The sequence below is a fragment of the Segniliparus rotundus DSM 44985 genome (assembly GCF_000092825.1).
GTDB classification, from domain to species: domain Bacteria; phylum Actinomycetota; class Actinomycetes; order Mycobacteriales; family Mycobacteriaceae; genus Segniliparus; species Segniliparus rotundus.
Map to the genome: position 1 here is coordinate 284915 of NC_014168.1, position 14197 is coordinate 299111.

At 67.2% G+C, this 14197-nt stretch carries 7 protein-coding genes; 2 read left to right on the top strand and 5 right to left on the bottom strand.

Going from position 1 to position 14197, the window contains the following annotated elements; genetic code table 11:
• Positions 1-108 precede the first annotated feature (108 nt).
• The 5 genes from pheA to SROT_RS01600 all read right to left on the bottom strand — a co-directional run bounded on the left by pheA (position 109) and on the right by SROT_RS01600 (position 6356).
• Positions 109-1038, bottom strand: coding sequence for a prephenate dehydratase (pheA, locus tag SROT_RS01580; protein ID WP_013137256.1), 930 nt, complete (start codon positions 1036-1038; stop codon positions 109-111).
• On the bottom strand, positions 1035-2084 hold the full coding sequence (locus SROT_RS01585) for a crotonase/enoyl-CoA hydratase family protein (protein ID WP_013137257.1): 1050 nt from the start codon (positions 2082-2084) through the stop codon (positions 1035-1037). Before SROT_RS01585 ends, pheA begins: the two co-directional genes overlap by 4 nt.
• A gap of 81 nt (positions 2085-2165) precedes the next feature.
• Positions 2166-5000 carry an MMPL/RND family transporter gene (locus SROT_RS01590; protein WP_342626120.1) on the bottom strand — a complete coding sequence of 945 codons (2835 nt, stop codon included), beginning with the start codon at positions 4998-5000 and terminating at the stop codon, positions 2166-2168.
• A gap of 62 nt (positions 5001-5062) precedes the next feature.
• Complete coding sequence (locus tag SROT_RS01595; protein WP_013137259.1) at positions 5063-5476, bottom strand: MmpS family transport accessory protein; 414 nt, start codon at positions 5474-5476, stop codon at positions 5063-5065.
• Between the two features lie 34 nt (positions 5477-5510).
• Complete coding sequence (locus SROT_RS01600) at positions 5511-6356, bottom strand: class I SAM-dependent methyltransferase (protein WP_013137260.1); 846 nt, start codon at positions 6354-6356, stop codon at positions 5511-5513.
• Positions 6357-6990: 634 nt separating this feature from the next.
• Between SROT_RS01600 and SROT_RS01605 the strand changes: the two genes are divergently transcribed.
• Entirely contained in the window at positions 6991-13368 is a 6378-nt protein-coding gene (locus SROT_RS01605; protein WP_013137261.1) for a type I polyketide synthase, read from the top strand.
• Between the two features lie 68 nt (positions 13369-13436).
• Complete coding sequence (locus SROT_RS01610) at positions 13437-14141, top strand: alpha/beta fold hydrolase (RefSeq protein WP_041407544.1); 705 nt, start codon at positions 13437-13439, stop codon at positions 14139-14141.
• The last annotated feature ends 56 nt before the right edge of the window (positions 14142-14197 follow it).

Genomic DNA, 14197 nt, shown 5'->3' on the forward strand with positions numbered 1-14197 from the left:
AAGGTTGTGCTGGTCAAGGCGGGAGGCCCCTCTTGGCGCCGGAAGGCTACCGCCGTAGCGCGGTTCGCACAAGTGGCGCGAGCTGAATTTTTGCGGCCAAAACGAGTGTCACGGACGGCTGCTCGGCGAACGCAGGCCCGCCACCCATCGCCGCGCGGCCTCGTCCGACGGCGGCGGCACGCCGATCGGCCGGTTCGCCGCCCCGCCGAACGACTCACATGACCAGGACCCGAGGTAGAAAACCTCGATGGAGTGCTGCCAGAGCGACTTGAGCGCTTCGGCGACGACGGGGTCGTCCACATGGCCGACGAAGTCGAGGAAAAACCAATAGGGTTCCGGCTGATTGCGGGTCGGGCGGGACTCGATGCGGATGAGGTCCAGATCGCGCAGGGCGAGCTGGTTCATCGCATTGGCGAGCGAGCCGGGTGCGTGGGCCAGCCGCAGCGCGACGGCAGTTCGGTCCGAGCCGGTGCGGGGCGGCGGCGCGCACGGCGCGCTGATCAACGCGAACCGGGTTCTTGAGCCAGTGATGTCGGCGACTGAGCGAGCCGCCTCGCGCAAGCTCAGGCGCTCGGCCATGATCGGGGTGGTGACCGCCGCGTCCGCGCGGCCCTCAGCGGCGTCCAATGCCGCCGCGGCGTTCGAGCTCGCCGGGACGACTGCCGCGCGCGGCCAGCGCTGCGCCAGCCACGACCGCACCTGCGCCGCCGCCACCGGATACGCGGCGACTGTGGCGACTTCGTCCGGATCGGCTTCGGGGGCGAGCAGCACGGAAAAGCTCACTTCGAGCTGGGTTTCGGCCACAATCTGCACCGGTTCCCCGGCCACGAGCCCGTCCAGGGTGGGGGCGACCGATCCGTCCGCCGTGCTCTCGACCGGGACGCAACCGTAGCGCGCCGTCCCGTCCCGCACCGCGGCAATCACGTCCTGGGGGCTGTTGAGCGCGAGGGCTCCTGTGTCCGGAGCGAGCCCGCGGCGCACGAAATCCAACATCGCGGCCTCCGTGAACGTCCCGGAGGGGCCGAAATACGCGATCATTCGAACTGCGCCCGCTTGTGGTCGCCGAAGGGCTCGTCGCGCTCGCGGACCGCCTCGCGGAATCCCGCCGTCATCGAACGCAACTGGAAGGCGTAGCCCTCGCGGGTGTGCCGGGAAATGCCGTCGAAGACGGTGGAGACCATCGTGGAGTTGGCGACCCCCTGGTTGATCAACGCGCTGTTGAGCGCGAGTTTGACCATCATGAGCTGGTTGATCGGCATCATCGCGATACGTTCGACGAGGTTTTCGGCGCACTCGTCGAGTTCGTCGGGTTCGGGGGCTTCCACGGCCAAGCCCCATTCCTCGGCTTGCTTGCCGCTGATGCAGTCGCCGGTGAGCAGGAGGCGTTTGGCGCGTTGGTCCCCGAGACGGTGGGCCCACATGCCGGCGGCGGGGACGCCCCAAACGCGGGTGGGCGGGTAACCGATTTTGGTGTCCGAGGCGCAGATGATCTGGTCGGCGTAGAGGGCGATGTCGGTGCCGCCTGCGACGCAGAAGCCGTGGAGTTTCGCGACGGTGGGCTTGTTCGCGTGCAGGAGGCTGGCGAAGCCTCGGTTGAAGCGGCTCATCATGGCGTAGTCGAGCATGGGGTCCCAGACCCCCCAGGGGTTGTGGTTGACCGCTTGGGCGACAGGGTCCAAGACGGTCCCGGCGCGCGCGGCCCGGTTGTCCGCCGCGCCAGGGGCCGTTTCGTGCGCCCCCGCGTCCGACGTCCCGCCGTTTTCGGCGAACATGTCCAGGTCGTAACCGCCGCAGAAGCCCTTGCCGCGCCCGGACACGAGGATGACGTGCACGCGGGGGTCGAGGTCGGCGCGCTCCACAGCGGCCGCGAGGTCGAGGGGAGTGTCGGGGGTGATCGCGTTGCCCCGTTCGGGGCGGTTGAACACGATCCGCGCGACCCGCCCGGTTGTCTCATAGGTCAAGGTCTTGTAGCGCGCCCCTGCGTTGTCCGGCTCCGGCCGGTCGGCGAACGGCGCGTGAGGCCCCTCGCGCAAACCCTCCCGCCACGCCGCGGGACGTTGGCCGCTGTGAGACTCGTCAGGCATGCTGCGATCCTAGCAGTCTCTGCTCTTCACGCAGGTCCGAGTGGTTGGTTTGGGCGCGGCCGCGCCCCGCCGCTCCCTCGTTCAGGGGCGGTTGCGAACCGGGATGGGCCACCAGAACCACCGGCCGAGAAGCGTCGCGATGGCCGGGATGACGAGCGAGCGGACCACGAGGGTGTCCAGGAGGAGGCCGCCGCCGACCATGGTGCCGATTTGGGCGAGGATGGTGGAGTATCCCGCGAGCATCGCGAGCATCGTGAAGCCGAAGACCAGTCCCGCCGTGGTGACCACGCTGCCGGTGCCCGCCATGGAACGGACGATTCCGGTTTTGATCCCGGCGCGCAGCTCCTCTTGGAAACGGGTGACGAGCAACAGGTTGTAGTCCGCGCCGACCGCGACGAGGAAGACGAAAGAACAGGGCGCGACAGCCCAGTGCAGGGGCAGGCCGGCGAGATGCTGCCAGATCGCGACGCTGAGCCCCCATGCGGAGAGGTAGGAGATCGCCACGGTGCCGACGACTGCGACGGCGGCGACGAAACTGCGCAGCAGGACCAGCACGACGCAGAACACGAACGCGAAGGCCGCGACCGCGCTGGTGATGAAGTCTTCTTTGGCGAAGGCCGCGATGTTGAGCAGGGTGCCTCCGGCCCCTCCGAGGCTGACTTTGCTGCCGCCGAGCGAGGTGCCTTTGAGCGCAGCGGTGGCCGCGGGGACGATCCGGGCGCTGTAGTCCATGCTTGCTTTGCTGAAGGAGTTCACATCGCCCATGACGAGCATCCGGGTGACTTTGCCGTCCGGCGAGAAGAACACAGAGAGCGCCGATTGGAACAGCGGGGATTGGAAGGCTTGGCTCGGCAGGAAGAAAAAACCGCTCGGGTCTGCGCCGCCGAAGCTTTCCGCGACTTGCCTCGTGAACTCGGTGATCTCGGAGATCTGGGGCGTCAGCGAGTCGAGCATGTGGCGCACCGGCGCGAGCGTTTGCTGCATCTCGTTGAGGAAATCGCCCAGCACCCGGATTTGCGCGTCCAATCGCGGGAGGGACTGCGAGGCGGTGCGCGCCCCGTTGAGAAGGTCCTGCACGCCGCGCTCGTCGAATTGGTCGAGATTGTCCAAGAGCGAGAGCCCGGTGAGCGCCGCGTGGCAGTACGGGATGTTCTCGCAGTTGGGGATCGAGTTCGCGAGCTGCTCGCCCGCGTCGCTCAGCGGTCGCACGTCGTCGCGCACGGAACGCGCTTTCTCCAACACGTCGAGGAACTCCGCCTGGAGGCCCTGGCCGCTGTGGATGGACTGTCCGAGGCCCTGCCGCGCCGCGCCCAGTTCTGCTTGCAAGCCCTTGACCGCGAAAGAGAGGCTCCCGATGCGGTCGGAAAGCGAGGCGATCCCGCCGAGCTGCGCGGTGAGCATTGCCGTCATCTGCGACATCCGCTCGCCGACATAACCCGCCTGGTAGGTCAGCGTCCCCTGCGGCAGCGGAGCAATCAGCGGCCTGGTGATGCCCTGCACCGCCCGCACGCCGTTCACGGCGTAGACCGCGTTCGTCAGTTTTGCCAGCGCGATCAGGTCTGCGGGATTGCGCATGTCGTGGTCGGACTCGACGAAGAGCAGGTTCGGGTTCAAAAGATTGGGCGGCAGGTGCCGGTCCGCGGCGGCCAGGCCGACGTTCGCCTCCGTCGTGTCCGGCTGCGCCGCGCGTTCGTTGTAGCTGGTGACGTAGGTCGGCAAGACGAGGATCGCCGCTGCGAGCACGGCGGCGCTGCCCACCAGCACCGGGCCGGGCCAGCGGACCACGCGAGTGGCGACGCGCCGCCAACGCCGCGCGGCGCGTTGCCCGCGCGGCTCGTAGAAGCCGAGTCTGCTGCCGACCGCCAAGAGCGCTGGCCCGAGGGTCAGCGCCGCCGCGAGCGCGGTGAGGATGCCGATGGTGCAGGGCAGGCCCGAGGTGGAGAAAATGGAGAGCCGGGTGAAAGACATGCACGCGGTGGCCCCCGCGACGGTCAGACCGGACGCGAAGACGACGTGCTGCACGCCCGACAGGGCCGTGTAATACGCCGTGGCAGGGTCTTCCCCCGCTTGTCTGGCCTCCTGGTACCTGCCCAGCAGGAAGATGCCGTAGTCCGTCCCCGCGCCGAGGATGATCCCGGCGAGCAGGCTCGAGGCGAAGATGGAGACCCCGATGATCTCGTGTGCGCCGAGGAGCGCGACGAGCGGCCTCGCTGTCAGCAAGGCGACTCCCACCACGAGCAGCGGCATGCCCGCCGTCAGCAGCGAGCGGTACACAAGGAGCATGGTCAGGGTGATGAGCAGCGTGCAAGCGGCCACCACTGGGATGATCGACCGGTTGATCGACAGGAGCTCGTCGTTGACGACTGCCGCCGGTCCGGTCACATAGGCTTTGACCCCTTTCGGCGGCGGGGTCTTCGCGATGATGTCGCGAACAGCCTGGGTGGACTCCATCGCCAGGGCCGTGCCCATGTTGCCGGTCAAGTTGAGGTAGGCGAACGACGCCTTTTTGTCGGAGCTCTCAAACGCGGGCGCGAATGTGGGGTTGGACCACAAGTCGATCGCGGTGATGACGTGTTTCTTGTCCGCGTTCAGCTTTCCCATCAGCTCGGCTTGGTAGCGGTGCGCGTCCGCGCCCAGCGGTTCTTCGCCTTCGAGCAGCACCGCCACGAAATTATTGGTCCCGCCTTGGCCGAAGTACTTGCCCATGTTGGCGATCGCTTGCACCGACGAGGCCTCATCCGGCAAGAAGGACAAGGCGTGCAGCTCCACGACCTTTTCGAGCTGGGGCACAGCGAGGTTCAGCCCGGCGGCAAGCAGCAACCACACTGCGACGATGGGCACGGAGAACCCGTACAAGAGCCTCGCGACCAGCGGTCTGCCTTCTTTTCGGGCGCATCCTTCCCGCAGGGACGACACAGAGAATTCGCCCCGCACGCGTGCGGCGAAAGCGCGGGCGCCGCTCCTGCTGTCCGCCCTGTTCACGCGACCTGGACCTTGCAGTTCGCCACGTTCGCCGACGCGCTGGGCGGTTGTTCGTCGCGGACTGTTCCGTCAATGATGATTCTGCATCCGACGCCTCCTGCTTTCGACTGCACGATCAGCCCGGTCATCACTGTCGGACTGGCGGTGCGCAGCGACTCCTGCCAGGGCAGCACCGCGTCGGCGTCATGGGCTTGGGCGTGTTCGTCGAGGTAGGACACCCGCACCGGGGTTCCAGCTGGTCCGCTGGCCTCGTAGTCGATCGTCCGTTGCGGGGATTGCCCGAGTTTCGGCAGGGCGCTCGCGAAACCGACCGCCTCGTCCGGGATCGAGCTTGAGCGCAGGTGCGCGATGAATCCGCCCGCTGCAACGAGGATCAGCAACGAGACGAGATACGGCCAGGCGCTTTTCATGCGCGGCTCCTGCTGCTCACCAGGCGAAACGTGCTCACTGGGCGAAACGCAATTCGGCGATGGTGCCGCGGAAGCGGCTGGGCACGAGCTTGGACTGGTAGAACGCTTGTATCTGTCGTCCTGCCAAGCCTCGCCCGGCCCCGATCGGGACCGGGCGCACGGCGGCGACTCCGGGGATGGTCTCGGGGTATTTGGAGATCTCTATCGGGCTGGCGGGGAACGGCATCGGGGGGACGACGTACTTCGTCTTCGCGAGCGAACCGCCGATCAGTTGGTCTTTCGTCCCGAATGTTTTGTATTTCTTTTTCGTCCACCACGAGGGGAGGGCGTCGAAGAGGAACCTGCCTGCGGGGAAGCGTTGTGCGCAGCCGCGGATCAGGCCGAGTGCGAGCGGCTTTTCGAGGTAGCACAGCAGGCCCTCTGCGGTGATGAGCACAGGCGAGCCCGGTTCGACGTGGTCCGCCCAGGCGAAGTCGAGCGCGGAAGTCGCCACCGGCACGATGTGCTCCTCCTGGGGGAGCAGCTGTTCGCGCAGCCGCACGACAGGGGGGAGGTCGACGCTGACCCATCGCGTTCGCGGCCTGCCCAAGCGCCAGTAGCTCGTCTGGAACCCTTCGGCGAGCGAGACCACGGTCCCGTTCGGATGCTCGCCCAGAAAGTCGCGCACTGCCGCGTCGAATGCCGAGGCTCGAAGCGCGAAAGTCTGGGTGGGCGCGCCGAAACGCTGCTCGTAGGGGTAGTCGATGTGTTCGAGCAATCGCACGGCGAGCTCGTCATGGATGATCGGGTTCGGGCGGGCCGCCTCGCTGCCCCTGCACCAGAGCGTCCACAGGGCTGTTTCCGAGACATCGGTGAGTTCTGTCCCGTCGCTTCTTTGCATGGGCTTCTCCTGCGCTGTTGTGCACGGCTTTTCCTGCGAAGCTCAAAATGCCGTATGGCCCTGAGCACATTTATAGCATAGTGCGCCTCCGGTGCTCTGGGTGGACAGAACCACTCCCTTTGTCAATCGTTTCTGAATATAGTTCCGTCGTCGGGGCGCGACGCGCCGCGGGGCAATAGACCTATTGCCCCGCCCGTGTTCGACGCATGGAAAGAAGCATGTCGAAAAACGCATGAGAAGAAGCATGCCGAAAATCACGGAGACGCTTTGGGACGAGTGGGGATTTTTTCTTGAAAAAGCGCGCGAACGCACGGCTTTTGTTTCCGTGACCCCGGCGCGCCGACCTCCAGGGCTAGTCATCGGCGCAGGTGAGAAGCCTGTGATGCGTCCTGTCCTGGGCGTACAGGACCACGCGCCGCCCGCCGGACCATCGGTCAAGCGAAAGTTTACCCGACGTTCATCTTGGGTCGGACTTAGTTGGCATATGATAAGTACATCTGACTGAGGCGACGACATCTGTATCTTCGTGAACGCGCGAACCACCTGTGGAACATTTCGCGCGTCGAGGTTCTGGGTGTCTTTCTCTTTGCTCTGCGCAGTCGTATTAAGAATAAGGTGAAAATGGAGGCTCTCATTGGTTGCTGTGGCTATAGTCGGGATCGGATGCAAATTCCCCGGAGGCATTGCGGACGCGGACAGTTTCTGGGATTTCATTCTGAACAAGGGCGACGCGGTGACGGACATTCCGGGGGACCGGTGGGACGTCGACAAGTATTACGACCCTGACCCGGACGCCCCTGGCCGTATGTACGTCCGCCGCGGCGGTTTCCTGACACACCAGTTCCAACAGTTCGACGCCGACTTCTTCGGCATCTCGCGCCGTGAGGCTGCCATCCTCGACCCGCAGCAGCGGCTGTTGCTGGAGACCGTGTGGGAGGCGCTGGACGACGCCGGTCTCGCGGGCAAGGTCTCCGGCGAGGAGGTCGGCACCTTCATCGGCGGTTTCACGAACGACAACGCGGTCGGGCGGACAAGCGCCCACCAGCTTGAGCGGATCAACAACTTCGCGGCGACCAGCTCCTCGCAGACTTTGCTCGCCAACCGCCTCGCCTACGCGCTCGACTTGCGCGGGCCCAGCATGACCGTGGACACCGCGTGCTCCTCGTCCCTGGTCGCGACCCACCTCGCGGTGCGCGCCATCGAATCGGGGGAGTGCGATGTGGCGATCGCCGGCGGCTCGAACGTCATGTTCCAGCCGGAGACCTTCATCACCATGTGCAAGGGCAGGTTTTTGGCCGCAGACGGCCGATGCAAATCGTTCGACGCCGCCGCCGACGGCTACGGCAGGGGCGAAGGCGTCGGGGCGGTGGTGCTCAAAGGCCTTGAGCAGGCATTGCGCGACGGCGACCGCGTGTACGCGGTGATTCGCGCCAGCGGGGTCAACCAGGACGGCAGGACCCCCTCGCTGCCTGTGCCCAACCCGGTCTCGCAGCAGCGTCTCGCCGAGCGGGTGCTCAAAGAGGCGGGGATCGACCCCGCGCTCGTGGGGTACGTGGAAGCGCATGGAACGGGCACCAATGTCGGCGACCCCCTGGAGTTGACCGCGTTGGGCAATGCTTACGGCAGGGTCCCCGGAAGGGACGATCCCCTGCTCATCGGCTCGGTGAAGAATAATTTCGGCCACACCGAGGCAGCAGCGGGCGTCGCGGGCCTCATCAAGGCCGCGCTCACTGTGCAGCGTCGGATTGTTGCGCCGCAGGTATGGCTCGAAAAGCTCAATCCGCAGATCCCGTTCGAGGAACTGCGGCTGCGCGTGCCGATGGCGGCAGAGAAGTACCCGGACCTGCGCGCCCCGGCGTTTGTCGCGGTCAATAGTTTCGGTTACGGCGGGACGAACGCGCATGTCCTCGTCGAGGAGCCGCCCGCGCCGCGCGCGACCGGCGCGGTGGACGGGGTGCGGGTTTTCCCGTTGTCCGCGCGCAGCGAGGCCTCGCTGCGCGGCATAGCCCGAAGCTACGCGCAGCTGCTGGAGTCCGACCGCTCCGACGAGAAGGCGCAACGCCTGAAGACCGCTGCCACCGGCCGCCGCGCGCACCACTTTCTGCGCAAGGGGATCGTCTACCGGGACGCGGACCACCTGTTCGAGCAATTGAACGCCTACGCGGACAACGACAACGTCGCGCCGGGACGCGTCCTGGTCGAAGGGATCTCCGAACCGGTGTTCGTCTTCAGCGGCATGGGGCCGCAATGGTGGGCGATGGGGCGAGGGCTGTTGGAGCGCCCGGGCGTTTTCCGCGACACCGCCGAGGAGGTCGACGCCGCGTTCCGGGCGGTCTCCGGTTGGTCGGTGCTCGAAGAGCTCCTGCGCCCGGAGGGCGATTCCACGATCAGTCGCACCGACGTCGCGCAGCCCGCGAACTTCTTGGTCCAGGCGGCGCTCGCGAAACACGTCGAGCAGTTCGGGGCCAAACCCGTCTGCGTGGTCGGACACAGCGTCGGCGAGGTCGCCTCAGCGTACGTGAGCGGCGCGTTGTCCCTGCACGACGCGGCGACGGTCGCTTTCCACCGCTCCCGCCTGCAAGCGAAGACGGCGGGCACGGGCGGCATGCTCGCGGTCGGCCTCGGCTCCGACGACGCGCGGCGGCGCGCGGAACGCTTCGCGGACAAGGTGTGCGTCGCCGCGATCAACAGCAGCGCGGCGACCACTCTCGCGGGCGACTTCGACGCGTTGCGCGAAATCCACGCCGAACTTGTGGAAGAAGGCATTTTCGCCCGGACGCTGCGCGTGGAAGTGCCCTATCACAGCCACCTCATGGAGCCGATCCTCGACGAGCTCGCCACTGCGCTGCGCGGCCTCGTCCCCCGCCCCGCGGCCATCCCCGTCTACTCCACAGTGACGGGGGCCCAGATTGACGGCGAGGCGTTCGCGGACCCGGCCTACTGGCAGAAGAACGTCCGCGAGCCGGTCTTGTTCGCCCAAGCGATCGACACGTTGATCGAGGAACGGCACCGGGCGTTCCTCGAGATCGGCCCGCACCCCGTGCTCGCCGGGAACATCCGTGAGAGCTTCGTGCGCCACAGCGTCTCCGGCGCGGCGATCCCGACGCTCGACCGCAACGTGGAAGCCGAGCAAGCGGTGCTGCAGGCGGTCGCCGACCTGTACGCCGCGGGCTCGATCGACGTCCCCGGCGACGCCGGTCTGTACAGCTCCAGCGCTGTGGACCATGTCGACCTGCCGACATACCCGTGGGCGCGGGAGCAGCTGTGGGAGGAAGAGCCGGTGACGCTGCGCGCGCGCTACGGCGACCCCGACAGTTTCCCGCTCCTTGGCGACCGGACCGGGGACACGGTGTCGCAATGGGGCCTCACGCTGGCGCCCGCGAACCTGCCCTGGCTGCCGGACCACGTCGTCGCCGGGTCGGTCGTGCTCCCCGGCACGGCGTACCTCGACGCCGCGCTCAGCGCCGCGCGGCAACGCACTGGCCGCGCGCACGCGGGCCTGGATTCCGTGGCGTTCGTGGCTCCGCTGGTCATTGCCGAGCACGACGTCCCGATCACCCGGCTGTCCGTGGAGGACGCCACGAAGCGTTTTGTCTTCAAAGGCCGCTCCGCGCACACGCAGCAGTGGACGACCCATGCGTACGGCAGGCTGGTCGAGGCCGACCCCGGAAGTTTGACGATAGACATTCCCGCGCCGACGCAGAGCGACGTGGCATTCGCGCGCGAGGCCGTGTACGAAGGTTTGTCGTCGGTCGGGCTCTCGTACGGACCTGCCTTCCAGCGGATTCGCAGCGCGCGCATCGCCTCGGACACATGCGTCGCGCAGCTGGAGAGCCCGTCGCTCTCCGGTTCGGGCCCGGCCCGCCAGCACACGGTGCATCCCACGCTCTCCGACGCGGCGCTGCAATGCGTCGCAGTCCTTTTGGCCGCCCGTCCCGAGCTGGTCGCCGTCCCCTCGGCGTATGTTCCGGCCTCGGTGGACCGGGTTCGGTTCTACCACGAGGTGCCCGAAAACCCGCTGGCGGTCGTGGAAATCACCAGCTCGCAGCCACTGCGGGCCAATGCCTACCTCGCGTCGGAGGACGGCGACGTCGCCCTGGCGATGTTCGGGGTGACATTGCGGCCGGTCGGCGCGGCCCCGAGCCCCTTGGAGGAGCTGGACCGTTACTTCTTCGAGCCTCGGTGGGAGCCCGCCGACGAGGAGGAACACGCGCCCGCGGCTGCGCCGCGCGCGGCCAATGCGGTGGTTTTGATCGGCAACGTGGCGCAGTCGGTCGAAGGAGGATGTCGGCGGGCGGCGGGCGCCGGAGCCCGCGTCGTGCGTTTGGCCTCCGCCGCGGCAGAACGATCTGCCGAACTCGCCGAAACCCTCGCCGCCGCGATGCGGGACGACGCATTCGTCCGGGTCTTGGTGGCAGTTGGCGACGACGGGGCTCCTGAGGAGAACGTCCACCACATCGTCGCGGTTGCCCGCGCGCTGACCGAGGTTCTCGCCAGCGACGACACGGACCAAACCGTGAAGGCGGACGCGCAGGCTGTCGTCGTGAGCCGAGGCGCGTTCTTCGCGCCCGGCGACCATGACCTGAACCTTGCCCACGCCGGGCTGGCCGGGGCGCGGCGGACAATCGCCAACGAGCAACTGGCCGTCAGGTGGTCTCTGCTGGACACAGCGGTTTCGGCGACCGAGGACGAGGTGGCCGAGGCGCTCGGCGCGGCAGGAGCCACAGCGGCGCTCGACGAGGTCGCCGTCCGCGCGGGGCGGCGTTGGGTCCAGCGGATGCGCCGTTCCCTGCCCGAGCTCACCGAAGCCTGGGAAACCCCGTTCCAAGCCGCCGACCCCGAGGTCGCGTACGAGGTGCAGCTGCCCAAATCGAGGTTGCTCAAAGACATCGCCCTTCGGGAGTGCGACCGGGTCGAGCCGGGGCCGCGGCAGGTCGAGATCCGCGTCGAGACCATCGGTTTGAACTACAAAGACCCGTTGAAGGTCATTGGGATCTTGGCGGATCGTGAGCTTGAGGGAACGTATTTCGGCCTGGAACCCGGCATGGAGGGCTTCGGCGTCGTCACGCGCGTGGGTTCGGACGTGCGCGAAGTCCGTGTCGGCGACGGCCTCATCGTCTCCGAGCGCGGGTTGTTGCGCCGTTATCTGACATTCGACCTCGATGGCGGGGCCGCCTGGGCGCCCCTGCGCCACGAGGACTTCTCGGATTCGGAGTTCGACCCGCTGGCCATAGGTTCTGGGCTGCCGTTCCTCACCGCCGCCTACGCTTTCCGGTCCCTTGTCGGACTCCAACCCGGAGAACGGGTCTTGGTGCACGGCGCGGCAGGCGGCATGGGCATGGGCGCGGTGCAGCTCGCGGTCAGTATGGGCGCAGTGGTCTATGCGACCGCCGGCACCGAAGAGCGCCGCCGCGCCGCGTTGGAGCTCGGCGCGGCCGAGGTCTTCGACTCGCGGTCGGTCGGCTTCGTCGACGATGTTTTGCGGGCCACCCAGGGGCGCGGGGTGGACGTGGTCTACAACTCGCTGCCAGGGGAAGTGATCGCCCAGAACTTCGCCGTCGCGGGAGAGTTCTGCCGGATCGTCGAGATCGGCAAAGCGGACATCTACTTCGGCGGCTCGATGGAGCTCAAACCTTTCAACCGCAACCTCACGTTCCACTCGTTGGACATGGACCGGCTGATGCGACAGCGACCGGACCTGTTCCGGCAGCTTTTGCAGGAGGGCGTCGGGCTGCTCACCGACACACGGCTCCGGCTTCTGCCGTACACGAGGTTCTCGATCAGCGACGTCGCCGAGGCGTTCGAGGCGGTGTTCCGCGCTCGGCACGTCGGCCGGATCGTCGTCGACCTGCGGGACGAGGCTCCGATGTTGCTGCCGCGCAAGGCCGCTCCAGTCGCAGTGCGCCCCGACGGCTCGTATCTCATCACCGGAGGGTTCGGCGCGTTCGGTTTGGCGACTGCGCGGTCGTTGGCCCGCGAAGGGGCGACTCGCCTGATCCTCGTGGGTCGCAGCGGCGCTGTCACAAGTGAAGTCCAAGCGCAGGTCGAATCGTTGCGGGCCTCCGGGGTCGAAGTTCTCGAAAAGCGGATCGACATCGCCGACTACGACCAGGTCGCCGCGCTGGTCAGCGATGTGGAGTCTTCGGGGAGCCCGCTGCGCGGCGTCTTCCACACCGCCGGGGTCATCTTCGACGAACCGATCGGCAAACTCACCTTGGACGCGGCGCGCAAAGTGTTCGCGCCCAAGGTCGTCGGCGCCCTCAACCTCGACAGGGCGTTGCGCGAGCACGGGGCGAGGATCGACTCGTTCGTCCTCTACTCCTCGATCAGCGCCCTTGTGGGCGCCGCGCCCCAGACGAGTTACGCGGCGGCGAACAGCGCGCTGGACGCCTTCGCGCAATGGCGTCGCGCGCAAGGCCTGCCTGCGTTGTCGGTGAACTGGGGCGCGTTGAGCGGCGGCATGGCGGTGACCTCGGACGCCGTGCAGAGCTATCTGGACTTCATCGGCTTCCGCATGGTGAACATGGAGACCGCCGCCGCGCTCCTGCACGAGTGCTCCCGCTTCGACCTGCCTCATGTCGCCGTTATGGGGATCGACTGGGGCCGTTGGCGCAATGCCATGCCCGCCGCGGCCCAGAGCACCCGTTTCTCGCATCTCGCCGCGGAAGCCGAGACCGTCACGAACGAACAGGCGGCATTCCGCGCCGCCGTGCTCGCCGCGCCGGAAGAGGAGCGCGGACCGATCGTCACCAAGGCGCTCGCCGAGCAGCTCGCAGAGGTCCTCGGGGTCAAAGCGGAAAATCTCGACCCGAGAGGGCCGCTCGTGGACCTGGGGATCGACTCCCTCATGGCGGTCGAGTTCGGGGCTCGCGCGGGCAAGCACCTGAACATACAGGTGGCGGCATTCCAATTCACCCCGGATCTCACGCTCGAAGCCGTGGGCGCCCGTATCGCGGCGCTCATCGTCCAAGAGGCGGCCGCAGAGTCCGACCAGACCTCGGAAAAAAGGTGAGCGCGAAAATCCGCTCTCCTCAAGAGTTCTGGTGGTGGCCGAGGCCCTACAATCCTGCGCTGCCCACGGTGCTGCACTTCGCTTGCTCGGGATCGGACCACACCGGCGAGATCCGCCTCGCCCCGCACATGGAAGGGGTGAACTTCGGGGTGTGGCGGATGCCCGGGCGCGGAGCCAGAGCCGACGAACCGCCCTCCACCAGCCTGCAGCGCCTCGTGGACGAGATCACGACGGCGGCTCTGGGGCTCGACTGCCGGTCGCCGGTGCTCAGCGGGCACAGTTTCGGCGGGCTGCTCGGGTACCTCGTCTGCCAAGAGCTGGAGTCCCAGGGACGCGCAGTGGGCAGATTCGTGCCTGTGGCGAGCGCTGACCCGTCAGTGTGGCGCAGAGACGCCGCCCTCGCGAAGCTTTTCGGCGGGCCGAAGAAACACGCGCAACGGCGCGTGGTGATGTTCGAAGAGCGAGGCGTGTGGCCCCCCGAGGGAGCCGAATCGGCGACGGTGTTGCAGGCGGCGCGGTCCCGGTTGGAGGGCGACATAGCGTTGGGCCTGCAATCGTTCCGGCATGATCGGATCAACGCTTCGATCACGGAAGTGAGCGCGAAAGACGACGAAATCCTCAAGGAACGGGCGGCGCAGCGCCGGTGGGCTCAGCACACGTCGGGGGAATTCGAGAGCATCGCCGTGACCGGCGGGCATTTCTTTTATTGGCGGCGGCCCCAAGTCTTGGCGACCATCTTGAAGAGCGAAGTCGAGCTGGCCCAGCACAACTGAATGCGCCACAACTGGACGCAGTGCGGCCAGGAAAGCGGCACCGCTCGTTTCTCGCG